30 protein-coding genes are annotated in these 26,993 nt (G+C 60.6%); 18 read left to right on the top strand and 12 right to left on the bottom strand.

Annotation, left to right across the window (positions count from 1 at the left end; translation table 11 throughout):
- Nucleotides 1-3: 3 nt before the first annotated feature.
- Nucleotides 4-1,371 carry an MATE family efflux transporter gene (locus FZ934_RS03345; protein ID WP_153269914.1) on the bottom strand — a complete coding sequence of 456 codons (1,368 nt, stop codon included), beginning with the start codon at nt 1,369-1,371 and terminating at the stop codon, nt 4-6.
- A 63-nt stretch (nt 1,372-1,434) separates the two neighbouring features.
- Nucleotides 1,435-1,872 (bottom strand): glyoxalase superfamily protein, encoded by a 438-nt coding sequence (locus FZ934_RS03340; RefSeq protein ID WP_153269913.1) that lies wholly within the window; start codon nt 1,870-1,872, stop codon nt 1,435-1,437.
- 336 nt (nt 1,873-2,208) lie between these two features.
- Between FZ934_RS03340 and FZ934_RS03335 the strand changes: the two genes are divergently transcribed.
- Entirely contained in the window at nt 2,209-2,541 is a 333-nt protein-coding gene (locus FZ934_RS03335; RefSeq protein WP_065690270.1) for a hypothetical protein, read from the top strand.
- A 51-nt stretch (nt 2,542-2,592) separates the two neighbouring features.
- Here FZ934_RS03335 and FZ934_RS03330 read toward each other — a convergent pair whose 3' ends face one another.
- Nucleotides 2,593-3,039: a host attachment protein gene (locus FZ934_RS03330; protein ID WP_153269912.1), complete on the bottom strand. Its 447-nt coding sequence runs from the start codon at nt 3,037-3,039 to the stop codon at nt 2,593-2,595.
- 147 nt (nt 3,040-3,186) lie between these two features.
- Between FZ934_RS03330 and FZ934_RS03325 the strand changes: the two genes are divergently transcribed.
- The 3 genes from FZ934_RS03325 (at nt 3,187) to FZ934_RS03315 (ending at nt 5,310) form a co-directional block, all read left to right on the top strand.
- On the top strand, nt 3,187-3,588 hold the full coding sequence (locus tag FZ934_RS03325; RefSeq protein ID WP_153269911.1) for a DUF2177 family protein: 402 nt from the start codon (nt 3,187-3,189) through the stop codon (nt 3,586-3,588).
- Nucleotides 3,589-3,715: 127 nt separating this feature from the next.
- Nucleotides 3,716-4,111, top strand: a complete 396-nt coding sequence (locus tag FZ934_RS03320) for a PilZ domain-containing protein (RefSeq protein WP_153269910.1) — start codon at nt 3,716-3,718, stop codon at nt 4,109-4,111.
- Nucleotides 4,112-4,197: 86 nt separating this feature from the next.
- Entirely contained in the window at nt 4,198-5,310 is a 1,113-nt protein-coding gene (locus FZ934_RS03315) for a pyridoxal phosphate-dependent aminotransferase (protein WP_153269909.1), read from the top strand.
- A gap of 127 nt (nt 5,311-5,437) precedes the next feature.
- Here FZ934_RS03315 and FZ934_RS03310 read toward each other — a convergent pair whose 3' ends face one another.
- Nucleotides 5,438-5,704, bottom strand: coding sequence for a sel1 repeat family protein (locus tag FZ934_RS03310; protein ID WP_056825362.1), 267 nt, complete (start codon nt 5,702-5,704; stop codon nt 5,438-5,440).
- Nucleotides 5,705-6,126: 422 nt separating this feature from the next.
- On the opposite strand from FZ934_RS03310, the gene FZ934_RS03305 reads away from it, so the two are divergent.
- The 3 genes from FZ934_RS03305 to amn all read left to right on the top strand — a co-directional run bounded on the left by FZ934_RS03305 (nt 6,127) and on the right by amn (nt 8,483).
- Nucleotides 6,127-6,468 (top strand): DUF2147 domain-containing protein, encoded by a 342-nt coding sequence (locus FZ934_RS03305; RefSeq protein ID WP_153269908.1) that lies wholly within the window; start codon nt 6,127-6,129, stop codon nt 6,466-6,468.
- A 240-nt stretch (nt 6,469-6,708) separates the two neighbouring features.
- Nucleotides 6,709-6,888, top strand: a complete 180-nt coding sequence (locus FZ934_RS28015) for a hypothetical protein (RefSeq protein ID WP_153269907.1) — start codon at nt 6,709-6,711, stop codon at nt 6,886-6,888.
- A 101-nt stretch (nt 6,889-6,989) separates the two neighbouring features.
- Nucleotides 6,990-8,483, top strand: coding sequence for an AMP nucleosidase (gene amn, locus FZ934_RS03295; protein ID WP_113362890.1), 1,494 nt, complete (start codon nt 6,990-6,992; stop codon nt 8,481-8,483).
- A 1-nt stretch (nt 8,484) separates the two neighbouring features.
- Here amn and FZ934_RS03290 read toward each other — a convergent pair whose 3' ends face one another.
- On the bottom strand, nt 8,485-8,712 hold the full coding sequence (locus tag FZ934_RS03290; protein ID WP_153269906.1) for a hypothetical protein: 228 nt from the start codon (nt 8,710-8,712) through the stop codon (nt 8,485-8,487).
- 151 nt (nt 8,713-8,863) lie between these two features.
- On the opposite strand from FZ934_RS03290, the gene FZ934_RS03285 reads away from it, so the two are divergent.
- Genes FZ934_RS03285 through FZ934_RS03270 form a run of 4 tightly spaced genes read left to right on the top strand, consistent with a single transcriptional unit; the run spans nt 8,864 to nt 11,197 of the window.
- Nucleotides 8,864-9,223: a YciI family protein gene (locus FZ934_RS03285; protein WP_153269905.1), complete on the top strand. Its 360-nt coding sequence runs from the start codon at nt 8,864-8,866 to the stop codon at nt 9,221-9,223.
- A gap of 10 nt (nt 9,224-9,233) precedes the next feature.
- Entirely contained in the window at nt 9,234-9,593 is a 360-nt protein-coding gene (locus tag FZ934_RS03280) for a YciI family protein (RefSeq protein ID WP_153269904.1), read from the top strand.
- 4 nt (nt 9,594-9,597) lie between these two features.
- Nucleotides 9,598-9,957: a YciI family protein gene (locus tag FZ934_RS03275; RefSeq protein ID WP_153269903.1), complete on the top strand. Its 360-nt coding sequence runs from the start codon at nt 9,598-9,600 to the stop codon at nt 9,955-9,957.
- Between the two features lies 1 nt (nt 9,958).
- On the top strand, nt 9,959-11,197 hold the full coding sequence (locus FZ934_RS03270; RefSeq protein ID WP_153269902.1) for an RNA polymerase sigma factor: 1,239 nt from the start codon (nt 9,959-9,961) through the stop codon (nt 11,195-11,197).
- Here FZ934_RS03270 and FZ934_RS03265 read toward each other — a convergent pair.
- A complete protein-coding gene (locus tag FZ934_RS03265; RefSeq protein ID WP_153269901.1) occupies nt 11,171-12,130 on the bottom strand; it encodes a lysylphosphatidylglycerol synthase transmembrane domain-containing protein in 960 nt (319 codons plus the stop codon). The two genes, FZ934_RS03270 and FZ934_RS03265, sit on opposite strands and share 27 nt — an antisense overlap.
- Before the next feature lie 69 nt (nt 12,131-12,199).
- Between FZ934_RS03265 and FZ934_RS03260 the strand changes: the two genes are divergently transcribed.
- Nucleotides 12,200-13,216 carry a glycosyltransferase family 2 protein gene (locus tag FZ934_RS03260; RefSeq protein WP_153269900.1) on the top strand — a complete coding sequence of 339 codons (1,017 nt, stop codon included), beginning with the start codon at nt 12,200-12,202 and terminating at the stop codon, nt 13,214-13,216.
- A complete protein-coding gene (locus FZ934_RS03255; protein WP_153269899.1) occupies nt 13,209-14,708 on the top strand; it encodes a glycosyltransferase family 39 protein in 1,500 nt (499 codons plus the stop codon). Before FZ934_RS03260 ends, FZ934_RS03255 begins: the two co-directional genes overlap by 8 nt.
- Nucleotides 14,709-14,714: 6 nt before the next feature.
- On the opposite strand, the gene FZ934_RS03250 is transcribed toward FZ934_RS03255, so the two are convergent.
- The gene (locus tag FZ934_RS03250) at nt 14,715-16,082 is read right to left on the bottom strand and encodes an aspartate aminotransferase family protein (RefSeq protein WP_153269898.1); all 1,368 of its coding nucleotides are present in this window, start codon (nt 16,080-16,082) and stop codon (nt 14,715-14,717) included.
- A gap of 83 nt (nt 16,083-16,165) precedes the next feature.
- Between FZ934_RS03250 and FZ934_RS03245 the strand changes: the two genes are divergently transcribed.
- Nucleotides 16,166-17,518, top strand: coding sequence for a glutamine synthetase family protein (locus tag FZ934_RS03245; RefSeq protein WP_153272351.1), 1,353 nt, complete (start codon nt 16,166-16,168; stop codon nt 17,516-17,518).
- Here the strand turns inward: FZ934_RS03245 and FZ934_RS03240 are convergent, their stop codons facing one another.
- Nucleotides 17,519-18,463: a diacylglycerol/lipid kinase family protein gene (locus FZ934_RS03240; protein ID WP_153269897.1), complete on the bottom strand. Its 945-nt coding sequence runs from the start codon at nt 18,461-18,463 to the stop codon at nt 17,519-17,521.
- A gap of 290 nt (nt 18,464-18,753) precedes the next feature.
- Here FZ934_RS03240 and FZ934_RS03235 point away from each other — a divergent pair, with 290 nt between their 5' ends.
- The gene (locus FZ934_RS03235) at nt 18,754-19,971 is read left to right on the top strand and encodes an MFS transporter (protein WP_153269896.1); all 1,218 of its coding nucleotides are present in this window, start codon (nt 18,754-18,756) and stop codon (nt 19,969-19,971) included.
- Here the strand turns inward: FZ934_RS03235 and FZ934_RS03230 are convergent.
- The gene (locus FZ934_RS03230) at nt 19,942-20,349 is read right to left on the bottom strand and encodes a winged helix-turn-helix transcriptional regulator (RefSeq protein ID WP_153269895.1); all 408 of its coding nucleotides are present in this window, start codon (nt 20,347-20,349) and stop codon (nt 19,942-19,944) included. The genes FZ934_RS03235 and FZ934_RS03230 overlap by 30 nt on opposite strands.
- A gap of 103 nt (nt 20,350-20,452) precedes the next feature.
- On the opposite strand from FZ934_RS03230, the gene FZ934_RS03225 reads away from it, so the two are divergent.
- Complete coding sequence (locus tag FZ934_RS03225; protein ID WP_153269894.1) at nt 20,453-21,466, top strand: zinc-binding alcohol dehydrogenase family protein; 1,014 nt, start codon at nt 20,453-20,455, stop codon at nt 21,464-21,466.
- A gap of 299 nt (nt 21,467-21,765) precedes the next feature.
- Entirely contained in the window at nt 21,766-23,142 is a 1,377-nt protein-coding gene (gene mgtE / locus FZ934_RS03220) for a magnesium transporter (protein WP_153269893.1), read from the top strand.
- Nucleotides 23,143-23,172: 30 nt separating this feature from the next.
- On the opposite strand, the gene FZ934_RS03215 is transcribed toward mgtE, so the two are convergent.
- Nucleotides 23,173-23,646: an Lrp/AsnC family transcriptional regulator gene (locus FZ934_RS03215; protein ID WP_153269892.1), complete on the bottom strand. Its 474-nt coding sequence runs from the start codon at nt 23,644-23,646 to the stop codon at nt 23,173-23,175.
- A gap of 144 nt (nt 23,647-23,790) precedes the next feature.
- Here FZ934_RS03215 and FZ934_RS03210 point away from each other — a divergent pair, with 144 nt between their 5' ends.
- Entirely contained in the window at nt 23,791-24,699 is a 909-nt protein-coding gene (locus tag FZ934_RS03210; RefSeq protein ID WP_153269891.1) for a DMT family transporter, read from the top strand.
- A gap of 59 nt (nt 24,700-24,758) precedes the next feature.
- Here FZ934_RS03210 and FZ934_RS03205 read toward each other — a convergent pair whose 3' ends face one another.
- Entirely contained in the window at nt 24,759-25,274 is a 516-nt protein-coding gene (locus tag FZ934_RS03205) for a GNAT family N-acetyltransferase (RefSeq protein WP_153269890.1), read from the bottom strand.
- Between the two features lie 9 nt (nt 25,275-25,283).
- Complete coding sequence (locus FZ934_RS03200) at nt 25,284-26,948, bottom strand: electron transfer flavoprotein-ubiquinone oxidoreductase (protein WP_153269889.1); 1,665 nt, start codon at nt 26,946-26,948, stop codon at nt 25,284-25,286.
- Nucleotides 26,949-26,993 lie beyond the last annotated feature (45 nt).

Raw genomic sequence — 26,993 nt, 5'->3', positions numbered from 1 at the left:
GCTTCAGGCGGGCAGCAGACCGTAGCGCCAGCCCTTGCTTTTCGCCAGGCGGACAAGCACCCAGGCGGCGAGCAGCAGCATGCATAACTCCGCAAAGACCGGCACCATCCAGATCCCCATCTCACCGAAGACATGCGGTAGCAGGAACGTCAGAGGCAGCGTGAAGAGATAGGGCCGCGACAGGCCGAAGATCGCCGCACGCCGGGCATCGCCGATCGACTGGAAATAGCCCGAGAGCACGATCATCTGGCCGAAGAGGAAATAGCAGCCGACCGTCCAGGGCAGGATGCGTGCCACCTCGGCCACCACGATGGGATCACTGACAAAGATCGCCCCGAACCGTCCGGCCAGCAATTCAACGACCAGCTCGATGGATGCGCAATAGACGAGCGCCGACACCATCGCAATCCGCAGGCTGCGGCCGACTCGATCGGAGAGCCCTGCCCCGAAATTGTTGCCTGAGATGGTCTGGAAGGCGATGTTGAGGCCGAGCAGCGGCAGATAGGCGAAGGTCATGATTCGCGTGATGATGCCGTAGGCGCCGATGGTTGCCACGTAGTCGGACGTGCCCCAGAGCGAAAGATTGAAGATCACCGCTGCTGAGCTGAGTGAAATCCCGATGAAACCGAGACTCATCGGCATGCCCAAGGCGAGGATGGCCTTCCATTCGCCCACCGTGCCACGTCCTGCCGGTCGCAATGCGTCAGCCTTCCGCCAGCGATAGGCGAGGATTGCGGCAAGGCAGATCGCCTGCGCCGAGACGGTGCCGATCGCCGAACCGGCGACACCCCACTGCATCACTGCCATGAAAAACCAGTTGGCCGCGATGTTGAGGAGCGATGCTGCGAGTGTCACGGCGGTCATGAAACCGATCCGACCTTCGCAGCGCAGGGCATCGATGTTCAGCGACAGGAAGAAAGCGATGGCGGCTGAGCCGATCATGATTCCCATGAAGAGCGTGGCGTTTGCCGCCACCGTCGCGTTACCTTCCGCCGCAGCCTCGACGACCCGCCAGCCGACGCTCCAATAGGCGAGATTGAGCAGGACCACGACCGCGACCGCCAGGAGATGCGCCGTGGCGAACGTCCGGCGGGCGGCTTGCCTGTCTCCCGCACCGAACTGCCGGGCGAGGATGCTTGCCATGCCGTTCGACACAAGGGACTGCAGGGCGATGATCATCATCAGCCCCGGAAAGATCAGCGTGACGGCCGAAAGCGCTGCCGGGCCGACATAGGCACCGAGAAAGTAGGCGTCGACCACCGCGAAGAGACCATTGATCGTCGTGATCATGATGATCGGCGCCGCCGTCCGCGCGAAGACGGCGGCAAGCGGGGCGGTCAGAAACATGTTCTTTTCAGCATTGTTTTTCATAGGGATACCGAAGAGCGACGGCGCGCGGCTGCGGCCGTCTGGGATGAAGAAAGCGGGAGCGGCTCAGATGTCGAGAACGAGGTGGGGAACGCCGTTCGACGTCTTGCGCGGCGACACGCCATTGCCATCGACCTGCGCATTGATGCGCTGCCGGAACGCCGAGAAGCTCTCGAAGGTCACGACATCGACGGGCTCGTCGAAGTGGATCGTGATCTTGTGGAGGCCGCCGCCATGTGCCGAGAGCGCCAGGATCTTGCCGCTGAACGTCTGGTTCAGATACCGGCCACGGACCTTCGCGCCGACGGAAAGGGCAGCGATCGGCTCGTCGTTTGGCCGTGTCGCGAGCGCGGAAAGCGTGTTCCAGTCACGCACGCCGTGCTGCTGGGCGACAAGCTCGAGGGCGGCGCTGTGTGAGATCGCGGTGCCGCGTGTTTCCATCGCCTGACGGAGACGCTTCGCCTGCGACTTCAATTCATCGATTGAGGGATATGCAGTGGTCACGGATTCAGCCTTTCGGAAGGCATGCCATTTCGACCGTCACAAGGGAGCTCGCATTGCCTGCAGTCAGCATGCACCAAATGGCTGTGACTGAATCTTCGAGGACTTCACCATGGACTTGTCGTCCGCGAGCGGCTGGCGCCTCGAGCCATGTCCGATATGATTGAAGGGCGGCGGCCTGTCAAGCAGGAGCGGCTTGCCTGCTTTGCCCAACAATGAGCCATTCTGCTCTCCAGACAGGCATAAGCTTCAGATTGTAGGGAGATTGTTCAGAAGTTGTCAGCAATCTTGCGCTAATCTAGAAGCGTACAACAAGCGGAGGCTAACATGGCCTTTCAGATGCACCTCGACACAGAGCACCCCCAGCCGGAACAGGCTTATCGGGAGTTTTCGCTCGATCGCCCCGGCAAGATCATCTTCGTCGGACACCACCTCAGCACGGGAACGCAAGTCCGCTGCCTGATCCGCACGATCACGCTCGCCGGCGCCGTGCTGGAGGTCAATCCGAACCTGGAAGTGCCGAACCACTTCTTCCTCGAGATTCTCGGCATTCACGACGAGATCGGTTCGACGGTCGTCAAGCGCGAGGGCGATCTCGTGACGATCAGCTTCAACATGCTGATCAATCCGGAGTTCCTCCACCACGTCCTGCGATTGAATTTCGAAAGCTGATCGGTCGGACACCAAGGCGGATGAATGCGGACCCGAAGGTCCGCTTTCGCCTCAGGCAGCGAGGTGCTGCTCGATCTGGTCGATCGGAAGGTTGATGTAGTCCTTGGCCAGTTCACCAGCGATGGCCGCGCGCGTGTCTGCGGTAAAGTTGCTCCGGAGCGTTCCCAACGCCTGCGGAGGCGCCACGACAACGATATGGCGCGCATCTTTCTTTCGCACCAGGGCGTCCATTTTCGTCGCCACTTGCTTCAGGAATTCGACTTCGGCGCGCTCGTGCCAATCGGTTTCTTCCATTGCGCTACCGCTTAGTCCGTCGGCGGCATGAGTTCGTCCGGGCTTATCAGTTCCAAGCTTCCGGTCCGGGTCATTCGGCTGCGACAGCGTCTCCTTCACTTTCAGATTGAGTTCGAAGGCATTTCCGGCGTTTTGCATGATCAACGCTTTGCCTCCATCGCAAACAACGATCCATGCTTCGCGTGGAAAGCTGATGTCAGCCATTTTTCTTCTCCTTTTTCGGTCAGTCGTTATGCGGACAACGCAATGAGAACGTGTGCTTATCGAAAGAGTTCACGAGAATTTTTCAGTACGGGGCTGCGATCCAAAGGCGTTTATGCACGTAAAGAGATCATCATTCGGAGAGCAAGCATGAAAACGACGCTTATTGCCTATGCCGGTTCGCTCGCCACGCTGCTCTGCCTGGATGCGGCATGGCTCGGCTTGATCGCCCGGACGTTCTACCGCGATCAGCTCGGCGATCTGATGCTGCCTTCCCCGAACCTCGGGATAGCAGCACTTTTCTACCTGTTTTTTGCCGCGGCCATCGTCATTCTAGCGGCACAGCCGGCAGTTCAAACCAATTCGGTCAAGGTTGCCATGGCGTATGGACTTGTTCTCGGGCTGGCGGCCTACGGAACCTATGATATCACCAATCTTGCGACATTGAAAAACTGGCCTGTCGCGATGACAATCGTCGATCTCGTTTGGGGCGGGGTGCTGACGGCGATGTCGGCGGCCGGTGGTTTTCTGGCGGCGCGCACGCTCGGATAAGCCAAAGCGACAAAGGCAAAATTCCGTTTGCCTAAAATTCTAGGGAGTTCCTTGATAAATGCGCAAATCATTCGTGTGAGGCTCAGATTGCAACACCAGGATGACCTTGGTTTCAGGAGCTGCTGTCATGTCGATGCTTCGCGGCACACACCTCGCTACCGTTAAATCGGAAGTCTACGAGGCACGTTGGGAACAGTTCAATGTGAAGCGCCCCGCCCGCATCGTGGCCGTGCGCCCATGCCTTTCCGGCATTTCGATGCGCAGTGCCGAGATCATCGACATCTCGCGCGGCGGTGCGACATTCGTCGTCTCCTCCACTGCCGGATTGCCGAAACACTACTACCTCAACATCCTTGGCCTGGCCTACCGCCTCGGCTGCGCTGAGGTCTTCCGGCACAACGAGCGTATCAGCGTTCGCTTCATCAACACGATGGAACCGGAAGTGCTGCGCCGTGTCGTCCGCGCCGACTTCATGATCGGCAACATGGAAGCCGCCGACGCGCGTCGCACGATCTCGATGTAGGCCGTTTCGGCGAATAATCTTCCTTGCCTTGGAATCGGCAACGCCTATTGTTGGCGCGATTTTCATAGCCTTGGGAATGCTTCGCAATGTCCGCCTTTTCGCGCTTCACCCCGCTCGTCAGCGCCCTGCCCTCCACCGTGCCTTTTGTCGGCCCCGAAGCGATCGAACGGCAGCGAAACCTTCAGGTGAAAGCACGCATCGGTGCCAACGAAAACGGGTTCGGTCCGGCGCCATCGGTGCTTGCCGCGATGCGCGAGCAGGCCGGGGATATCTGGAAATACAACGATCCGGAAAATTATGCCCTGAAGCAGGCATTGGCTGCGCATCTCGGCACGAGCGCCTCAAACATTGCGATCGGCGGCGGCATTGATGAACTGCTCGGCCAGATCGTCAGGCTCGTCATCGATCCAGGCCTGCCCGTGGTCACATCGCTTGGCGGCTATCCGACATTCAATTTCCACGTGGCCGGCTTCGGCGGGCGGCTTGTCACCGTGCCCTACAGGCAAGATCGCGAAGATCTCGGCGGTCTGCTCGATGCCGTGAAGCGTGAAAACGCGCCGCTCGTCTATTTTGCCAATCCCGACAATCCGATGGGTAGCTGGTGGGACGCGGATGAGGTGGTCGCGTTTGCCAAGGCAATTCCCGAGACCACGCTTCTGGTTCTCGACGAAGCCTATAGCGAAACCGGGCCGGCAAGCTCGCTGCCGTCGATCGCATCGCTCATCGACCGCCCGAACATCATCAGAACCCGCACTTTCTCTAAGGCCTACGGCCTGGCAGGTGCGCGAGTCGGCTACGCCATCTCGACGCCAGACACCGCGACGGCCTTCGACAAGATCCGCAATCACTTCGGGATGAACCGGCTTGCGACGGTCGCCGCGCTCGCCGCACTGGAGGATCAGGCCTATCTCAACGAGGTTGTCGGCAACATTCACGCAGCGCGCGATCGGATCGCCGGCATCGCGACCGCAAACGGCCTGCAGCCGCTGGCGTCTGCGACGAATTTCGTGGCGATCGACGCCGGCCGGGACGGGATATATGCCAAGGCTATCGTCGATGGTCTGATGCAGCACGGCGTCTTCATTCGAATGCCCGGCGTGGCGCCGCTCAATCGCTGCATTCGCGTCAGCGTCGGTCCGGAAGCGGACATGGCGCTCTTCGAAGAAGCACTGCCGCTCGTTCTCAAATCGCTTGGATAAAACGAAATGAACCGCGCCGGCCTTGTCTCTGCCGGTCGCGGTTCTGTTTGTCCGGTGGCTGTGCCGTCGGCGCGCCCCGCCCCCTCTTAAGAGGTTGTTCTTATGGTTTCGTCGCTCCCGCGGACGATCAGTGGATCGTCATCCATTCGCGGGCTGCACGAAGAGCTTCGACAAGCTGCATCTTGTCCATATTCGCGGCAACATCGGCGCGCAGCGAAGCTGCCCGGTCGTTGCCCTTGATCGCGGCGATGTTCAGCCACTTGTGAGCCGCCACCAGATCGACGGCGCAGCCGCGTCCGGTTGCATACATCAGACCCATTTCGCAGAAGACATCGGCGTTATTCTCGCCACCCATGGTGGCCATTTCAGCGCTATGCATTTCAAAGCGTGCCATCGGTTTTATCCCTGTTTAGCCTGTTATCGACTTGCCCTGTTTTTACCTTCCGGCCCCGCCGTCTATCGCGGCTTCGGTACCTTCCGGCTCGGCGGGTTTGTCCCGCTCGTTTGATGGCTCCACTATGCCAAGGCGCTTTCAAAAAACGCCTAAAATGCATGATTAATTTGAGACAAACAAAGTGCAAACGCTTGGTAAAATTGGATTTTCGTTAAACATCGAATGACCTGTGAATTAAGGATTCCGGCGACGGATTTACGCAAAATTCACATTTGGAAATCAACCTTTCATTCACCAAGAAATCAGCACCGGATCGCGCGGCACCCGCTTTCGTCGCTTTAAAAAGCCTCGGGATCGGCGATATTTACCTTTACGTTCGCGTAAGATACTGTCCGGCCGGGACATCAGGGGAGGCAATGACGATGATCCGCAAACTCATTCTGGCAGGTGTCTTTGCACTCGCAGGGACACTTGCTCATGCCGACGAGCCGATCGTGGGCAACTGGAAGACGGCATCCGGCGATACCGCGATCATCGCATCGTGCGGCGGGAGCAGCTACTGCATCACGCTGAAAACCGGCAAATACGCCGGACGAAAGATCGGCACGCTGGCCGGCAGCGGCGAGGACTATACCGGCGAGATCACCGATCCAAGCAACGACAAGACTTACAGCGGCTCCGGCACGATCTCGGGCAGCTCTCTGAAAATGAAGGGTTGCGTGCTGAAGATACTTTGCAAGTCACAGACCTGGACGCGTCTCTAAGCTGGCCACGCGAAGCGTCCTCTGTCGCGGGCGCTTCATTTGTCTTCGACGCGCTGTAGCTCGCGAGAACAGCGAGATCCACTCCTTCCGCGCCCGTCCCTTTTCCTGAACGCCTGATGAACCGACATCTCAGCAGCGGTTCAGCCGGCCTGTGGCAAAACCATGTCACGCTAAAGCATGGCGATGACGAGATGTCCGCCGCAACGCTTTGGATAACAACCTAGCATTTCGGGCAAGGACATGGACGTGCTCATCTTGGCAAGACGGTTCACAATCATCACGCTGTTTGCGGCGATTTTTGCCTTTACCTTCTCGGCGGCGGTTACCCATAACGCCGGCGGAGGCGCGCAATCTCACTTCGGCGCCAATTATACTGCGTGCACCGACCGAACCGGCCCCTTCTGCAGTTCGGTGAACTAAAGCTCGTAACGGCCCGAGACCAAACTGTCCTGGGCCGTTGCGAACATGTGTATTCGGATAGACGTCGTTTGCTTGTCAAAGACTCCGCTCTATAATGTCTCATGAGCAAACGAATCTCTCCTCTCGACGTCTCGTCCCCTTCACCCTATGCGCCGAAGACATTCGATGACCCCATCAAGGCGGTCGATGCGCTGACGGAACTTTACGAGCGCAATACGGCCTTCCTGATCGAGAACTTCACAGCGCTGGCAAAGGGCGCTCCGATCACATCGCGGTACCGTGCGTTCTATCCCCAGGTGAGCATCGAGACGACGAGCTTCGGACATATCGACACGCGCCTTTCCTACGGCCATGTGACGGCACCCGGGATTTATACGACAACAGTCACCCGGCCGAAGCTCTTCAGGCACTATCTGAAGCAGCAGCTTGGATTGTTGATGCGCAACCACGGTGTGCCGGTGACAGTCTCGGAATCCTCCACGCCGATACCGCTGCATTTTGCCTTCGGCGAAGGCGCGCATGTGGAAGCTTCCGCCGCCGCTTTCATGGACATCCCGATGCGGGACCTCTTCGATACGCCGGACCTGAACACCACGGACGACGAGATCGCGAACGGCGAGTATATCCCACCGCCGGGCGAGCCCTCCCCACTCGCGCCCTTCACGGCGCAACGCATCGACTATTCGCTGGCTCGCCTCTCCCACTACACGGCGACCGGCGCGCAGCACTTCCAGAACTTCGTGCTGTTCACGAACTATCAGTTCTACATCGATGAGTTCTGCGCCTGGGCGCGCAAGCTGATGGCCGATGGCGGCGACGGCTACACCTCGTTCGTGGAGCCCGGCAACATCATCACGCATGCAGGCAGCAGCCAGCCCGAAACGGATGTGACGCTCGCCCGGCTTCCCCAGATGCCGGCCTATCACCTCAAGATGAAGGGGCATGCCGGGATCACGATGATCAACATCGGCGTCGGCCCCTCCAATGCCAAGACGATCACCGACCACGTCGCTGTGCTGCGGCCGCATGCATGGCTGATGCTTGGCCATTGCGCCGGCCTGCGCAACAGCCAGCGGCTCGGTGATTACGTGCTTGCCCACGCCTACATGCGTGAAGACCATGTCCTCGACGACGACCTGCCGGTCTGGGTTCCCATTCCGGCCCTTGCCGAAGTGCAGGTGGCGCTCGAGGCAGCCGTTGCCGAGATCACCGGTTACGAAGGCTTTGAACTGAAACGCATCATGCGAACAGGCACTGTCGGCACCATCGACAACCGCAACTGGGAACTGCGCGATCAGCGGGGACCGGTAAAGCGCCTCTCGCAGGCGCGCGCCATCGCACTGGACATGGAATCGGCGACCATTGCCGCCAACGGATTCCGCTTCCGCGTGCCTTACGGAACGCTGCTCTGTGTTTCGGACAAGCCGCTGCATGGCGAGTTGAAGCTGCCGGGGATGGCGACGGCCTTTTACCGAACGCAGGTCAACCAACATCTGCAGATCGGAATTCGCGCTGTGCAGAAGCTCGCAGCGATGCCGCCGGAAGCCCTGCACTCACGCAAGCTGCGCAGTTTCTTCGAAACCGCGTTTCAATAGTCTACTGGCGCGACGCAGCGACACTGCTGCGCGCCATATCCATCTGACGGCCGCCGTCCGCGGCAAAATCGAGGGCGGCGACCGTTACTGCAAGTATGGCAAACGCCGCCATGGCGCGCACAACAAGCGCGCGACCGCCGACAAAATCGTCGCCCATGCCTAAAACACCATCGGCGCGATGCCGGTGTGCCCATATCTGGCGCGCAAGTAGTGTTTCGAGAATGCTCATGACCATCACTCCATGTTGTTGATGGTCCTTAGTCGCGCGCAGTCGCTCCAATTCGACCGGGCGACCGCTAAAAGATTTTCTTTTTCACTGTCGAAATCCACCTACTCTGTTCGTCCAAGGGGCATAAGACGACACGGAGGAGGCAATCGGAATGAAGTATCTTTGTCAGGTGTTCTTTGAACCGTCGGCACTGGAAGCCATGTCGGCGGAGGAGAAGAGGCAGCTCGATCGCGATTCGCTGGCCTACGACCGGCAGCTCATCGAGAGCGGCCACATGATTGCGGCGCAGGCGCTGCAACATCCCAAGACGGCTGTCACGGTCCGCGTCAGAAACGGCGAGACCGCGATGACGGACGGTCCATTTGCCGAAACCAAGGAGCAGCTTGGCGGCTTCATCCTGATCGATGCAAAAGACCTCAACGATGCCGTCCGCGTGGCCGCGGGAATTCCGCTTGCAAGGATGGGAGCGATCGAGGTCCGACCGATCTACGCGATACCGGTTGAGATGTGAGGAGAAGACGATGAAGTATCTTTGCCAGATCTGGTTCGATACCGAGGCGAGCAAGCTCGTACCGCAGGAAGAATGGGATGTCCTGACAGAGGAATGCATCGTCAGTGACGACCACTGGCGCGATCGTGGCGTGCTGGTAACGGCACTCGCGCTCCGGGCGCCCGATAGCGCGACGACGCTACGCCTCAAGAGCGGGAAAGTTACTGCGACGGACGGCCCGTTTGCCGAAATCAAGGAGCACCTCGGCGGGTTCGTCGTCATCGAGGCCGCCGACATGGAACAGGCACGGGAGGTCGTGGCGACGTTCCCGATCCTGAAATACGCCTCGGTGGAAATACGGCCGGGATACTCGATCAAGGATGGGAGATGATGTCATGCGCTACATTTGCCTGATCTACAATTCGGTCGGCTCCGACGGAACACTGAATACGGACGAGACTGAGCAGCTTGTCCGCGACCATTTTCGCTGTGACAGCGAACTGCGCGAGGAAGGCATACTCATTCATGCCGACGCCCTCGATAGCCCGGAGACGGCGACGGTGCTGCGTGTCCGCAACGGTACGCTGAGCGCAACCGACGGCCCTTACGTGGAGACGAAGGAACACCTCGCCGGCCTCTATGTGATCGAAGCCAGGGATTTGACGCAGGCGAAGGAGATCGTTGCGCGTATTCCCTGCAGCCGCTACGGCGCGATCGAGGTGCGCCCCGTCAAGATGCTGACGCTGGCGGACTGACGTGGAACGGGTGATCGAGGAGATATATCGCGCTCAGTCGCGGCGTGTCCTGGCGACGCTGATCCGCCTGCTCGGCGACTTCGACCGAGCCGAGGAGGCGCTTCATGACGCCTTCGCCGCCGCGGCGCGAACGTGGCCGCGCGACGGCGTGCCCGCCAACACTTTCGCATGGCTCGTTTCGGCGGGGCGCTTCCGCGCGATCGATCATATCCGTAAGCGCACGCGCTTCGATGCATCGCTTAGGGACATCGAGGAAAGCCTCTATCCACAGACAGATGAGATGGAGATCGGCGACATGGATACGATTCACGACGACATGCTGCGTCTCATATTCATTTGCTGCCATCCTGTCCTCACCGGCGAGGCACAGATCGCCATGGCGCTTCGCGAAGTCTGCGGCCTCACCACCGAGGAGATCGCTCACGCCTTTCTCGTTCCGGCACCGACGGTCGCGCAACGGATCGTGCGCGCCAAAAGCAAGATAAGGGCAGCCGGCATTCCCTACGAGGTTCCCTCCCGCGGAGAATTGCCGGATCGGCTCGATCGAGTCCTGCACGTCATCTATCTCGTTTTCAACGAGGGATATTCCGCATCATCCGGCGAGCAGATCGTCCGCACAGATCTCGTCATGGAAGCAATCCGCCTCGCGCGCCTCGTGGCAGACCTGCTGCCGCATCCTGACATCTCCGGGCTGCTCGCCTTGATGCTGCTCCAAGACTCGCGCCGTCTGGCGCGGCGAGGTATCGACGGCGAACTGGTGCTGCTTGCCGATCAGGATCGCGGCAAATGGGATCTGCAGAAGATCGCCGAGGGGCAGCAGCTGCTCGGCACGGCCATGACCCACGAGGAAATCAGCGTCTATACGCTTCAGGCGGCCATTGCCGCCGAGCATGCTCGCGCGCGAACGCCCGAGGAGACCGATTGGCGGCGCATCGCCAGCTATTACGAACTGCTGGTTTCGGCGCAGCCATCGCCGATCGCCGAGCTCAACAGGGCGGTCGCCGTTGCGATGATCGATGGCCCCGCAGAAGGCTTACGGCTGATCGATGCGATCCTGGAGGGCGGTGAACTCGGCAGCTATCACCTGGCGCATTCGGCAAGAGCGGATCTGCTGCGCCGGCTCGGCAAGGACGACGAAGCAATCGCCGCTTATCAGACAGCGCTATCCTTCTGTCGTCAGGTTCCGGAGCAGGCGTTCCTGCGCAAGCGCCTGTCAGAGCTGTCGACGACCAAAGGGTAGAGAGATCGCTGTCCCGGTCAGGGCCGAAACGATAATCAGAAGATGCGCGTTGATGCTTGCCTGGGCCAATGTCGCAAGTGCTGAAGCCTCTCCAGAAGCACCGAACGCAACGGCACCGGCGGTGATCCCGGCCGGATATGTGCCGACGCCGCCCGGTGCATGCACCGGCAGGACCGACGACAACTCCCCTCCCAGCGCGCCACCGAAGCTCGCCGAGATCGGGAAGACGCCCATCAGGCGAAGCGACCAGGCGAGCACGAGTACCTTCACAAGCCAATTGATCACGGTCATTGCCCAAGCGCGAGCGAATGCAGGCGCATTGGATGGAAGCCCGTTTTCGATCTCCGCAACGATTTCCTGGGCTTTTGCAGGAAGAAGTCTGGTCGCGATCCGCAACAGGCTCTTGCGGGTTGCAAAGGCTGCGACCGGCAGCAACAGAAAGACCGTCCAGATAGCCCAGGCCAACACTCTATTTTGCGAGGCAGCGGCAAAGCCTATCCCGGCCGCAGCGAGAAGCGCGTGCAGATCGAGAAGCCGCATGACGAACAATGCGGATGTGCCGCGGGCGATTGGTATCCCGAATTCGGTGCGCATCAGGACCGGAAAGCTGGTCTCCCCTGTTCGGAACGGCAGCATGATATTCAACAGGTTATGGACCTGCGTCACGCGGAATAGCGCTCGGAAGCGGCCGGAGGTCTCACGCGGGAAATAATCGTAGATGCGCCATGTGCGCAGGAAGTAAGTGCTGGTCAGCAGCAACAACGCAGCGACGATCGGCAGGACCCCGACATGGGCCCACTCTTCAAGGATCGACGACCATCCCCAGAACCACTGGATGAAAAACGCGTAGGCGCCAACGATCGCGACTGTTAACAGCATCATGCGATTGCGGGCGCACCAGGATTGCCGGCTGGCAACGACCGGAGACTTCATGTACTAGCTTCCTGACTTCAGCCGCCAACCGAGCGTCACGGCTGCGCGGCGTTTTAGGAGAAATACGAGTTGCAGACAACGACAGAGTCACCGTCAACCACGATCGATGGCAGCGCTCCGCTCGAACTTTCGCTGGTCGTGCCGATTTTCAACGAAGAAGAAAGCGTCGGACCGCTCGTCGATCGCATCTGCTCGGCCATGACGAACTACCCGCAGCGTTGGGAACTCATCCTCGTCGACGACGGAAGCACGGACGCAACTCTCGTGAACGCGCGCAAGCATATCGGTCGCGCCGGCCTCGCGCTGAAGATCGTCGAACTGCAGCGCAATTTCGGACAGACCGCCGCGATGCAGGCCGGTATCGATACCGCCAGCGGGCGTCTGATCGCAACGATGGACGGCGATCTGCAGAACGACCCGAACGACATCCCCTCGATGGTCGCGGAGCTCGAGCGCCGAGAACTCGACCTGCTGGTCGGCTGGCGAAAGAACCGCCAGGACGGCCTCCTGCTCCGCAAGATTCCCTCCTGGTGCGCCAACTATCTGATCGGCCGCATCACCGGCGTCAAACTGCATGACTACGGCTGCAGCCTGAAGATCTATCGCTCGTCGATCATCAAGCAGGTCAAGCTGATGGGCGAGATGCACCGCTTCATTCCGGCATGGGTGGCGGGCGTCGTACCGAGCTCGCGCATCGGCGAAATGGTCGTAACGCACCATGCTCGTGCGCACGGCCAGTCGAAGTACGGCATTTCGCGCACCTTCCGCGTCATCCTCGACCTGCTCTCGGTCATGTTCTTCATGCGCTACAAGGCGCGTCCCGGACATTTCTTCGGTTCGCTGGGTCTCGGACTGGGCGCGATCGCGACGCTCGTGCTCATCTATCTGTTCTTCGACAAGTTCATAATGGGGAACGACATCGGTACCCGACCACTGCTCATGGTCGGAATCGTCCTGCTACTGTCTTCGGTGCAGATGATTACGACCGGTATCCTGGCGGAAATGATCGCGCGCACCTACTACCGCGACGACGCTTCGCCCAACTACATCGTCCGGCAGATATTCGACCGCTCCGAGAATGCGTAACCTTCTGACGCGCAGACCCGATGCGGTCGTCATGCTGCTGGCTGCGTATTTCTTTATTGGCTTTGTGGTTCGTCTGCTCCTGCCGCATGGCATGCGGGTGGACGAATCCCAGCAGGCTTTCTTTTCCCAGTGGCTCGTGACCGGCTACGACACGCAGCCGCCGCTCTATAACTGGTTCCAGGCCGTGATCGTGTCCGTGTTCGGACTGTCAATCGCCACGATCGCCGCGGCCAAGAACCTCGTCCTGTTTCTCCTCTTCTTCACCTACTACAGGCTTGCGCGGCTGGTTCTTGAAGACCGTCTCTACGCCGCGATTGCGACCCTGTCGCTGTTCACGATCCCGCAGGTCTTCTGGGGCGCTCAGCGGGATCTGACCCATACGGTCGCGCAGATGCTGATGATCAATCTGCTGATCCTCAGCGTCGTGAAGACCCTGAAGGCGCCGTCGCTGGGGTCCTATGCGATGATCGGCGTTTCGCTCGGTCTCGGCATGCTGTCGAAGTACAACTTCACCCTTGTGGTCATTGCCGCCTTCGTCGCGGTATTGATGCATCCGGACGGCAAAGCGCGCCTTCTGGACCGGCGCTTCCTGCTGTCGATCGCCATTGCGATCCTTCTGTTTCTCCCGCACGGACTCTGGCTGCTCGATAATGTCGGACTGGCTGCGACGCGGACCCTGAACACGATGGGTGAAGAGGCGCCTGACGGCGCTTTCGAGAAGTTCATCAAGGGGCCGATCGAGTTCTTCGAACTCATCGTCATCATCCTTGCACCTATCGTTGCGGTCTACGCGATCGTTTTCGGGAAGTCGTTCCTGCGCAATCTTCGCCCGACCACGGTCTGGGCGCGCTTTCTCGACACCGTCTTCCTGACGATCGGTCTCCAGGTGCTGGTGCTGGTCTTCGCGATCGGCATTACCTCAATGCGCGACAGATGGGTCCTGCCCTTCCTGTTCCTGATGCCAATCGCCTTCTGCCTGAAAATGCAGGCGCGTGGCATCCGCGCGGAAGACTTCGCCAAGCGTTTCTTCCTCGTGCCGCTGACCGTCATGGCTCTGACGCCGCCGCTGTTCTTTGTTCGGGCCAATATGCCGATGCTCTTCGGCCGCTACGAAGCCTATAACATCCCCTACGGGACATTCATCAGCGAAATCATGTCGGAAGAAGGAAAGCGGCCCGGCCTCGTCGTCACCGATACATGGCTGCCGTCGGGTAACCTGCATATGCAGTTGCCGGATGTGCCGACGCTGTGCACGTTTTTCGGCAACCTTACGGTCGACTACAAATGGAGCGCCGATCGGCCCATCCTGTTGGCATGGCTGCCTAGAGAGGGAGATACGAACCTCCCCCCCGACCTCAGCCGATGGCTGACCGATAATCTTGGTCCGCAATACGCAAACCCCGCCGTCAAGAACATAAGCATTCGTTATGAGCGCGGACGCCCCGACGACAAGCGGTACTTCGGCTACGCCTGGGTCTACCCGCAGCCCTGACAGCTGCTAAGACTTGAGCTCCCGCCAGGCGGAATCCAGCGCGATCCTTGTGATGCGGATCATTTCGTCGACCTCTTCGTGGGTGATGACGAGTGGCGGCGATGCGAGCATCCTGTCGCCGGTTGCGCGCAGAACCAGACCGTTGGCGAGCGCATGATTGCGGACGAGTGCCCCGACCGCGTCCGGCTTTTCGAAGCGCATACGCGTCTTCTTGTCAGCCGCCAATTGAAGCGCGCCCATCAGGCCGATGCTGACGGCCTCACCGACGAGGTCATGGTCGCCAAGCGCACCCCAGGCCCTGGCAAAATAAGGACCGATGTTGTCGCGCACCCGCTCCACCAGGCGCTCATCCTCGAGAATCCGCAGGTTTTCCAGTGCCGCGGTCGCGCAGACCGGATGGCCCGAATAGGTGAAGCCGTGGTTGAAATCGCCGACATCGTTTATCAACACGTCGGCGACGCGATCACTGACCAGCACGCCACCGACCGGCAGGTAGCCCGATGACAGGCCCTTCGCGACAGGCGCCAGATCCGGCTCGACACCGAAATGCTGGTGTCCAAACCATTCGCCGAGGCGTCCGAAGCCGCAGATCACTTCATCGGCCACCAACAGGATATTGCGGGCTTTGCAAATTCTCTGAATTTCCGGCCAGTAGGTATTCGGCGGAATGATCACGCCGCCGGCGCCCTGAACCGGTTCGGCAACGAAGGCGGCGACGTTTTCCTCGCCGAGTTCATCGATCTTTTCTTCCAGCTGCCGCGCGACCTTCAGGCCGAACTCGTCCGGCGACAGATCGCCTCCTTCGCCGTACCAATACGGCTGGTCTATGTGAACGATGCCGGGTATCGGCAGGTCGCCCTGCTCATGCATGTATTTCATGCCACCGAGGCTGGCGCCCGCGACAGTCGAGCCGTGGTAACCATTCTTGCGGGCGATCACGATCTTCTTCGACGGCTTGCCGACAGCGGCCCAATAGACACGGGCCATGCGAAACCAAGTATCATTTGCCTCCGAGCCCGAAGCGGTGAAGAAGACATGATTGAGATGCGGGCCGGCGTGCGAGACGACCTTTTCGGAAAGCAAGGTTGCCGGCGTGGTCGTCGTTCCGAAGAACGTATTGTAATAGGGAAGCTCCTTCATCTGCCGGGCAACGGCATCGGCGATCTCATGCCGTCCGTAGCCGATGTTGACGCACCAGAGCCCCGCGAAACCGTCGAGATACTTCTTGCCCTTGGCATCCCATATATAGACACCCTCGCCGCGCTGGATGATGCGGGCTCCGTCGGCATTCAGCTTCTTCATGTCCGAGAACGGATGGAGATGATGAGCGGCATCGATGGCTGCCAGATTGGAACGCGCGTAAGTATCGGACATAATTTGCAAAACACCTTCGGAGATTGAAAGCCTCTTTCCAATGGGATACGACCTTGAGCGTGTCCGAGGGGATTTTCAAGATCATGGCAAGCGACAAAAGCAACGATAGAGCTGCGGCCAGCGATGCGCGCGTGGAAATCCTGCTGGTGGGAATGAACGGCGACCTGCGCGGCAAGCAGATTCCTCTCGGAATGCAGAAGAAGATCTGGGCCGGCGAGGTGCGCCTGCCCTCCTCCACTCAGTCGCTTGATATCTGGGGAGACGACAACGACGACATTACAGGTCTGTCGCTCTCTGTCGGCGATCCCGATGGGAATTGCATTCCCGACGAGCGAAGCGTTGCCGCGATGCCGTGGGCTCCTGAAGGGTCGCTGCAGGTGCTGGCGACGATGCACGAATTCGACGGGACGCCGAGTTTCATGGATCCCCGCGCAATTCTCGCCTCCGTGCTCAAGCGATACGAACGGCTCGGCTTGACGCCGGTGGTGGCAACAGAGCTCGAATTCTATGTCATGGAACAGAGTTGGCGGGAGACCGGCAGGCCATCACCTCCTGTCGACCTGACCTATCAGGGCGATCCGAACGGTTTCCAGCTCTACGACATGAGCGCTGTCGACGCGCTTGGAGACTATCTGAACACGGTCCGCGCATATGCCGCGGCGCAGGGGCTGCCTGCCGATGCAACGACGGCCGAGTTCGGGCCCGGCCAATTCGAGATCAACCTGCTGCATCGCCCCGACGCGCTCGCGGCGGCGGATGACTGCATCTACCTGAAGCGCATCATCGAGCAGGCGGCGCGAAAGCACGGCTTGAAGTCCACGTGCATGGCAAAGCCGTATTCGGATCACGCAGGCTCCGGCCTGCATGTGCATGCGAGCGTTCTCGACGCTGCAGGCCGTAACATATTCGATGCAAAGGGTGGCGAGCCGACGAAGCTCAAATCGGTCTGCGCGGGCATGCTACAGAGCATGCGCGACGCACAACTGGTCTTTGCGCCGTTCGCCAACTCCTATCGCCGCTTCCAGCCGGGCTCTTTCGCACCCGTCGATCTCACCTGGGGCTACGGTCACCGGGGCACGGCGGTTCGGATCCCCGATATCAACGGACCGGCCGCCCGGATCGAGCATCGCGTCGCGGGCGCCGATGCCAATCCATACCTCCTGCTTGCCGCGATCCTCGGCGGGATGCTGCTCGGGCTCGAGAACGAACTGGATCCGGGCGAGGAAACGACGCCATCGCATGTTCCCGACAACGTGCCGAAGCTGACCCACGACTTCCTGACGGCGGTCGAGGCGTTTCGCCATTCGCCCTTCATCGCCGACATTTTTGGCGAGCGTTATCAGCAGCTTTACGGCGATACAAAGCGCAAGGAGGCGATCACCTATTTGCGCACGGTCTCTGACTTCGACTACCGAACCTATCTGCCGCGTCTCTAGCTACGACGCCGGCTCGCGCCGTTCGGCCTCATCGACCTGAGCGGCCAAGCCCTGCTGAACCAATACCTTCAGCTCACCGGGGTGGAGTTTCAACGAGACGTCGCGCTCGAGGGGGAGCAGCTCGCCATCCATCACGCAATTTGCCTTCGAATGAAGCTTTGGAAAATGCAGGTGCACCTCGGCCGGGTGCATGATCATGACATCCGCGTTTTCTCGCACCTTTCCCCTCAGGAGGTCGATCGCCAGGCGGGCGACACCAAGCGGCTTCAGCGGCTTTGCGGTGTAGAAGCCGAGCTCGCCGCTGGTCAGGCTATCGGCGTACAATAAGGCATTCTCGCCGAAAGGATTGTTCGAGACGGAAACGGCTGAAACTCGCCGCCGTTCGCGCACGCCACCCGCCTCGAAATCCACCTCGAACTCCGGCGGATTCAGCACCACGCCGAAGGCAGCACGCGTGCTCGCCCGCATTTTTCCCAAACGCGATCGGTACGTATAGGAATTGCGGTACCGCACCATGCGCGCATGCAGACCCGCGGAAAACTGGTGAATGAACGGCCGGCCGTTCGCGCTGGCAATATCGACGTTATCAACCTCACCGAAAGCCAGCACCTCAAGCGCGCTCCAGATATCGAGGGGCACGCGAAGCGATCGCGCAAAAAGGTTCATCGTTCCAGCCGGAATGACACCGAGCGCAACCCCGTTCTTCCAGGCGATCGATGCGGCGGCCGATATCGTTCCATCGCCCCCCCCAGCGACGATGCCGTCGATATCGTCGCGTCGCGCGGCGCGCTGCATTGCGGGAACGATCTCGCTGCCTGAAAAGACCAGCGCTTCGAAATCGTGACCCGCCTCGCCGAAAACCTCCTCGGCCCGCCGTTCATAGGCCTGCATGTCGGTGGTTCTGAAGGTGCCGCCATCGCGATTGAAAAAACCTACAAGCTTCATGCGCTTCCCGTTATTCCGGCGCTGGGCGTCTCCCAGCCGCGTGCCGCTTAGAGATGGTTCTTGCGCTCGTGATTTCAACAACCAGCACGAGTCGCGCCTGCCGCGCATGGCACGTATGCACTGTTGGCGGTGCTGCAGTGCAAAGAACGCAGAAGACGTTCGACACCAAATCATCGATAAGTGTCTGGTGGGGCAGAGTTCCCTTTTCCTTTCATATCCGCATTTCCGGCTGGCGTTTGCCGACGCTTTCATGTTGCCGGACACCTGACATTGCATGCCGAGGAGCTCGCGTGAGCCAGATTGCCGTAAACGATTCCATTGATGCCGATTCCGCAGTTGAGGCGCCCTCGCCCATGGCTGTTGCTCTGGTCCAGCTGGCACTTGCCTGCGGCGGCTTCGGCATTGGCACCGGCGAATTCGCGATCATGGGCCTGCTGCCCAATGTGGCCGGGACATTCTCGGTTACGACGCCCGAGGCGGGATACGTGATCAGCGCCTATGCCCTCGGCGTCGTCATTGGTGCCCCCGTTATCGCCGTTCTCGCCGCGAAAATGGCGCGGCGTTCGCTGCTTCTGTTGCTGATGGCTATCTTTGCCGTAGGCAATATTGCCAGCGCGATGGCGCCTACCTTCGAGAGCTTCGCCCTCATCCGTTTCATCACCGGACTGCCGCACGGCGCCTATTTCGGTGTCGCCGCCATCGTTGCAGCATCCATGGTGCCTGCGCACAAGCGTGCACGCGCAGTCGGCAGGGTCATGCTCGGCCTGACCATCGCAACCCTGCTCGGCACGCCATTGGCGACCTTCTTCGGACAATCGCTCGACTGGCGGGTGGCGTTTACGTCTGTTGGTGTGATCGGCCTCGTTACCATGGCCTTGATCTGGTACTATGTGCCGCGCGACCAGGTTGCCGAAGGCGCGAGCTTCCGCCGCGAGCTCGGCGCCTTCAAGCGCCCCCAGGTTCTTTTGACGCTCGCGATCGCCGCCGTCGGATACGGCGGCATGTTCGCGATGTTCAGCTACATCGCCGACACGACAACAAAGGTCGCGATGCTGCCCGAGAGCATGGTTGCCGTGATGATGATCCTGTTCGGCGTCGGAATGAACGCCGGCAACGTCATCGGATCATGGCTTGCCGACAAGTCGCTCATGGGCACAATTGCCGGCTCTCTGATCTTCAACGTCGTCGTGCTGTCGCTTTTCTCACTGACGGCCACGATCCCGGTCATGCTCGCGCTCTGCGTCTTCCTGATCGGCTGCGGTTTTGCGGCGGGCCCTGCCCTGCAAACCAGACTGATGGATGTCGCCGCGGATGCCCAGACCCTTGCCGCAGCGTCGAACCACTCGGCCTTCAACATCGCCAACGCGCTCGGCGCCTGGCTGGGCGGGCTCGTGATCGCCTGGGGATACGGCTTTGCAGCGACGGGCTATGTCGGCGCAGCCCTGTCGTTCCTCGGCATGTTCGTCTTTGCGGCTTCGCTACGCCTCGACCGTCGCGCCCGCAGCTAGATCTTGCTCGGCTGCGACGTCCCGCAGCCGGCGTCCATCCGGATAGCAGAAGACATTCTGCTCGCCCCAGACAGCAAGCGCCTCGATAACGGGGCGCAACGTGTCTCCAAGCGCCGTCAGCGCATATTCCACGCGCGGCGGCACGACGGCAAAGACCGTTCGCGACACCAGCCCGGATTCTTCAAGTTCCCGCAGTTGTTTGGTCAGCATGCGCTGCGTAATCGCAGGCAGCTTGCGGCGCAGCTCGTTGAAGCGCAGCGTTTCATCCATCAGATGAAAAAGGATGACGCCCTTCCATTTCCCATCGAGGAAACTGAGCGTTGCTTCGACAGGACAACCGGGAAAGTTCTTGGTGAGCTTGGCTCGGGGAAGCGACATCCTACGGTATCCTTTTTGGTACTACGTACAGAATTTGTGCATTCTTGCGCCTTCGACAGATAGGTCGCATCTAGCATGCGTGCAACGCAACAAGGAATTCATCATGCGCGCCGTCGGCTACAAAACCCCGCAACCCATTTCGGCTGAGACATCGCTGATCGACATCGAGCTGCCCGTGCCGGATGCAACCGGCCACGACATTCTGGTGGAGGTGAAAGCTGTTTCGGTCAATCCTGTCGACGTCAAGGTACGCGCCGGCGTGACACCGCCTGACGGCCAGGCGAAGATCCTTGGCTGGGATGCTGCGGGCGTCGTCAAAGCCGTCGGGCCGGATGTCTCGCTCTTCAAGGTCGGCGACGAGGTCTTCTATGCGGGATCGATCGCCCGCCAAGGCTCCAATGCCGAGTTCCAGCTGGTCGACGAGCGCATTGTCGGCCACAAGCCAAAGACCCTCGACTTTGCCGCCGCGGCTGCACTGCCGCTGACGTCGATCACGGCATACGAGACGCTTTTCGATCGACTGAAGGTGCGCGATGTGGTTCCCGGAGCAGCGAAAGCGATCCTGATCATCGGGGGAGCCGGCGGCGTGGGCTCGATCGCCATCCAGATCGCCCGCGCGCTGACAGATCTCACGGTTATCGCAACCGCGTCCCGACCGGAAACACAAGACTGGGTGAAGCAACTCGGAGCGCACCACGTCATCGATCATTCAAAGCCGATCGCCAAGCAGGTCGCGGCGCTCGGCATCGGCGCACCGGGCTTCATCTTCTCGACGACCAACACAAGCGATCATCTGGCGGATATCGTGGATGCCATCGCGCCGCAGGGGCGTTTTGCGCTGATCGACGACCCCAAGGCGCTCGACGTGATGCCCTTCAAGCGCAAGGCGGTCTCGATTCACTGGGAACTGATGTTCACACGGCCGCTCTTCGACACGCCCGACATGATCGAGCAGCATCGGCTTTTGAACACCATCGCCAACTTGGTCGATGCCGGGCAGATCAAGACCACGCTCAACGAAACCGCCGGAACGATCAATGCCGCAAACCTCAAGGTTGCCCATGCGATGGTGGAAAGCGGCAAGATGAAGGGAAAGGTCGTTCTGGAAGGCTTCTGAGTTCGCCTCAATGCCGGGTCATCGGCATCGCCCGAAAACCAATACCGGAATGGCGCATCCAGCGGGTGCGGCATTCTGGCGTTAAGCATCTAGGGTGCTTGACTTTTCCGACGTTTGAGACCACCTACAGCCTTACGTGGAAGGCGCTAGCTTTCCGCGGATATCAACGGAGCCATCATCACGATGCCAAGCGACAGTAGCAGTCGATTGCCTTTGCCGTACGCGGCCCTCGTGCGCTGACCTGACTCTGTCGGGCTCGCCCGTTGGACGCTACGGCGGATCGACGGAAAGGCGAGCTTATGAACATCAATCGCTTCCCTCTGCGGGCGGGCCATGCCGCTCGTTTCTTCAGCAGCGATCACCTCGGACCGATCACAACGGCCGAGCGCGTCGAGCAGTTGAACACACTTGAAGTATCCGAAGCAGCAGCAATCCTGGTTACGCTGCCGCAGCAGAAGGCCGTGCGTATTCTCGGCCGACCCGAGTTGCATCACGCAGCAGCAATCCTTGCCGACATGCCAGCGGAAGACGCTGCCCGGCTGCTGAATGCACTGGCGAACGACCGTGTTGCCGACCTCTTTCAGGAAATGAACGAGGACGCTCGCGCCCACCTGTTTTCGCGGCTTGATCGCACGACCTGCCTCGCCGTCCAGCACCTGATGGGCTACCCGCCCCGTACGGCCGGCAGCATCATGACCACGGAGTTCGTCAGCGTGCCCGACACGTGGACGGTCGAGCAGACGCTGGAGCATGTCCGCAAGGTCGAGCGCTCACGCGAGACGGTCTATGCCATCTATGTGCTCGATGCGGTCAGCCGCGTGCTGACCAGCGTCGTCACGCTCCGCCGCCTCATCACCGGTGAGCCCGGTGAATCCGTCCTGACTGTTGCGCAGAAGGAAGGGGTTGTGCGTGCCGATCCGCTGATGACGCAGGAAGATGTCGCCCGGCTGATCCGCAAGCATAATCTACTGGCCCTTCCCGTCGTCAACGAAGATGGCCACATGCTTGGCATCGTCACGGTCGATGACGTGATCGACACGATGATCGCCGACCAGACCGAAGACGCCCAGAAGTTCGGCGGCATGGAAGCGCTTGGCAAGCCGTACATGAAGATCGGCTTCGTCGGCATGATCCGCAAGCGCGCGGGCTGGCTCAGTGCTCTATTCCTCGGCGAGATGCTGACAGCAAGCGCCATGCAGCACTTCGAAGGCGAACTGGAGAAGGCAATCGTGCTGACGCTGTTCGTACCGCTGATCATGAGCTCGGGCGGCAATAGCGGGTCGCAGGCCACGTCGCTGATCATCCGGGCGCTGGCGCTCGGGGAACTCAAGCTCTCCGACTGGTGGCGCGTCCTGCTGCGCGAACTGCCGACCGGCATCGTGCTCGGCGCGATCCTCGGTCTCGTCGGCTTCGCCCGCATCGTGCTCTGGCAGAGCATCGGGCTCTACGACTACGGCGAGCACTGGGTCCTCGTCGGCGTGACGATCTTCGCGGCGTTGATCGGCATCGTCACCTTCGGGTCGCTGGCCGGCTCCATGCTGCCTTTCGTGCTGCAGAGACTGAAGCTCGATCCGGCCAGTGCCTCGGCCCCGTTCGTCGCGACCCTCGTCGATGTGAGCGGGCTGGTGATCTACTTCTCCGTCGCGCTGATGATCCTCAGCGGGACGCTACTCTAAGCATGAAACGGGGCCAGTTCGGCCCCGTTTTCATTTCGACTGGGGCAGCTTCAGCGCGCCGTGGGTCTTCATGCTGCGGATGGCGAAGTTCGAGCGGATGTCGCTGACGTTCGGCAAGGTCAGCAGCGTGTCAGTCAGCAACCGCTCGTAAGCCGCCAGATCCTCGACCACGACTTCCGCCAGAAAGTCGGCGGTTCCCGAAATCAGAAAGCACGAGACGACTTCGGGGATGGCGAGCAGCGCCGCCTCCTGCGCCTGCGCGTTCTCGCGGGTGTGATGGGCGACCTTCAGCTCGACGAAAACCGTCAAGCCGAGACCGACTTCCTTGCGGTCGATATCGGCACGGTAGCCGCGGATGACGCCGGTCTTTTCGAGATTGCGGATTCGACGCAGGCAGGGCGATGGCGACAGGTTCACCTTTTCGGCGATCTCCACGTTGGTGGCGCGCGCATCCTCCTGAAGACACCTGAGGATCGCCAGATCGAATTTATCCAGATTTGGCATGTTCGATAAAATCCTTATGGCATCTTAGCAGATAGTTGCTCACACTAGACTTCTGGTGGCAGAGATAGCAAGGACATGCCGCGCCATTTCCGCCTAATCTTCTTTCAACCGGACAGCTCCGGACGATCTTGAGAGGAGACACCGATGAGTGCCGTAACCTTCACCAACAACGAGAAATCCACCTCGACGACAGTCGGATATGCCGGTGCGGTCGTAACGGTCCTCATCTGGGCCGCATGGATCCTCGCGACGCGCCACAGCGCAGCGACGCAACTTACGACTGTTGATATCGGCCTGATCCGCTACGGCGTTCCAGCCCTCGTGCTGGCGCCTGTCTGGCTGAAGATCGGCCTGATGCCGAAGGGCGTTCCGCTCGGCCGGCTTGCCACGATGGTTGCGGGCGCGGGTGCAGTGTTCTTCCAGCTGACCACGTCGGCCATTCACTCCACGCCGGCGTCCGCCGCCGGCATTCTGCTCGGCGGCTCAATGCCGCTCGCGACCGCCCTGATCGGCGTCGTGGTCTTCCGGGAACGCCCCGATTTCATGCGGGTCCTCGGCCTCGCCGGGATTGTAGCGGGCGTTGCCATCCTGCTGGCGCGCAGCCTTGCGGGCACCACCCTGCCGTGGAGCAGCTTCGTCCTGCTGCCGATGGGAGCAATTCTGTGGGCGAGCTACACGCATGCCTTCCGCCGATCCGGCCTGACTGCCGTCCAGGCGAGCGCACTCATCGCGATCTGGTCCTTCCTGATCCATGTCGGCCTGGCCATCGTCTTCGGCACCTCGATCGCCAGTGCGCCGCTTGGTGAAATCGGACTGCAGGTGTTGAGCCAGGGCGTTCTTTCCGGCCTTGCCGCGGCTGTCGCCTACGGCCTCGCCGTCCACGCGCTCGGCGGCACACAGGCAGCGGCCTTCACGGCGATCACGCCGGTGCTGGCAACGATCGGCGGCGGCATGCTGCTTGGGGAAGAGATCGGCGTCACGGAGATTGCCGCAGCCGTCATCACCGGGCTCGGCGTGGCGCTCTCGACCGGTATCGCCTCGCGCAAACAATAATGCTCGATCGCTTGAGCTGGGGCCAATCCGCCGGCTCAAGCCTTTATCAGGTCAGGCAGTCAGAGAGTGAGAACCATCGCGGCGCGTCGCTCCGCATCCATCCCGACAGAAACTTCGTGCTCCAGCTTCTTCCGAAGGAACTGGGGCATTGCCTCGGAACCCGGTAGCACGAAGCCGAGCGAGGCATAGAACGGTGCGTTGAACGGAACGTGGCGATCGGTGGTGAGCGTCAGGGACGATAGCTGGCGTGTTCGGGCCAACGCAATCGCAGCAGATATGAGCTGCCGTCCGACACCCTTGCGCTGCCATTCCCGACAGACGTCCAGTTCAATAATGTAGAGCGCGTCGTCGACTTCTTCCGCCGCGAGAAAGCCAACCGGCTGGTCGCCTTCGTCAGCGGCGACCAGGAGAAGGCCCGCATTCAGCGATCCCCGCAGCACTTCCCGCGCCAGGGCATGCGCCTCGTGGGCGACGCCGAGTGCCGCCGCAAGCGTTGCAAAGGCGTCGATTTCGATCTCGGTCAGGCGCGGCAGTTCATCGAGGCGCGCCCGTCGTATAGTGCAGGCGCTGCTCATCTCTGCATCCTACATATTCGGATAGACCGGGCCTTCGCCGCCCTGCGGCGGGACCCAGTTGATGTTCTGGTTAGGGTCCTTGATGTCGCAGGTCTTGCAGTGGACGCAGTTCTGGGCGTTGATGACGTAGGTCTCTTGGCCATCCTTCTCCACCCATTCGTAGACGCCTGCCGGACAGTAGCGGGTCGAGGGGCCGGCATAGATGTCGTGCTCCGACGACACCTGCAGCGCCATGTCCTTAACCTTGAGATGCACCGGCTGGTCTTCCTCATGGTTGGTGTTCGACAGGAACACCGAGGAGAGACGGTCGAAGGTCAGTACGCCGTCCGGCTTCGGATAGTCGATCTTCTTGTGTTTCGAGGCCGGTTCCAGCGAGGCGGCATCGGTCTTGCCGTGCTTCAAGGTGCCGAAGAGCGACAGGCCGAAAAGCTGGTTTGTCCACATGTCGAGACCGCCGAGCGCCACGCCAACAGCCGTGCCGAACTTCGACCACAGCGGCTTGACGTTGCGCACCCTCTTCAGGTCCTTGCCGATGTCGCTCGAGCGCCAGTCAGTCTCGATCTCGACCACTTCGTCATTGGCGCGGCCATCGGCGATCGCAGCGGCAATGCGGTCCGCCGCCATCATGCCTGATAGCACCGCATTGTGGCTGCCCTTGATGCGCGGCACGTTGACGAAGCCGGCCGAACAGCCGATCAGCGCGCCACCGGGGAAGGACAGCTTCGGCACCGACTGCCAGCCACCTTCTGTAATCGCACGCGCGCCATAGGACAGGCGTTTGCCCCCTTCGAAGGTGGTGCGGATCGACGGATGCGTCTTGAACCGCTGGAACTCCTCGAAGGGATAGAGGTAGGGATTCTTGTAGTTCAGGTGGACGACGAAGCCGACGGCCACAAGGTTGTCTTCCAGGTGATAGAGGAAGGAACCGCCGCCGGTCTTCATGCCGAGCGGCCAGCCGAAGGAGTGCTGCACCAAACCCTGCTTGTGGTTCTCCGGCTTGACCTGCCAGAGTTCCTTGATGCCGATGCCGAACTTCTGGGGCTCGCGATCCCTCGAGAGATCGAATTTGGCGATGAGCTGCTTGGCGAGCGAGCCGCGCACGCCTTCACCGATCAGGACGTACTTTCCATGCAATTCCATGCCGCGGGTGTAGTTCGGGCCGGGCTCGCCGTTCTTCTCGATGCCCATGTCGCCGGTGGCGACGCCGATGACCGCGCCCTCGTCATTGTAGAGCACTTCGGTCGCGGCAAAGCCCGGATAGATCTCGACGCCGAGCGCCTCCGCGTGGCCCGCCAGCCAGCGACAGACATTGCCAAGCGAGACGATGTAATTGCCGTGATTGTTCATCAAAGGCGGCATCAGCAGGTTCGGCAAGCGCACCGAGCCGGCAGGGCCGAGCAGCAGGAAGTGATCGTCCTTGACCTCGGTCTTGAACGGATGATCCGCCTCATCACGCCAGTCCGGCAGCAGCCGGTCGATGCCTATCGGATCGACGACGGCACCCGACAGGATATGGGCGCCGACCTCGGCCCCCTTCTCCAGCACGACCACCGACAGCTCCGGATTGAGCTGCTTCAGCCGGATCGCCGCCGACAGACCCGCAGGACCGCCGCCAACGATCACGACGTCGAATTCCATGCTTTCGCGCTCGGGCAGTTCAGTCGTGTCGGTCATGCATCCATCTCCGCTTGGCCGACATTGCGGCCATATTCCCCGTCA

The organism is Rhizobium grahamii (assembly GCF_009498215.1).
Taxonomy (GTDB): domain Bacteria; phylum Pseudomonadota; class Alphaproteobacteria; order Rhizobiales; family Rhizobiaceae; genus Rhizobium; species Rhizobium grahamii_A.
Note: the sequence above shows the minus strand (reverse complement) of the source record. Positions and strands in the feature narration are given on the sequence as shown.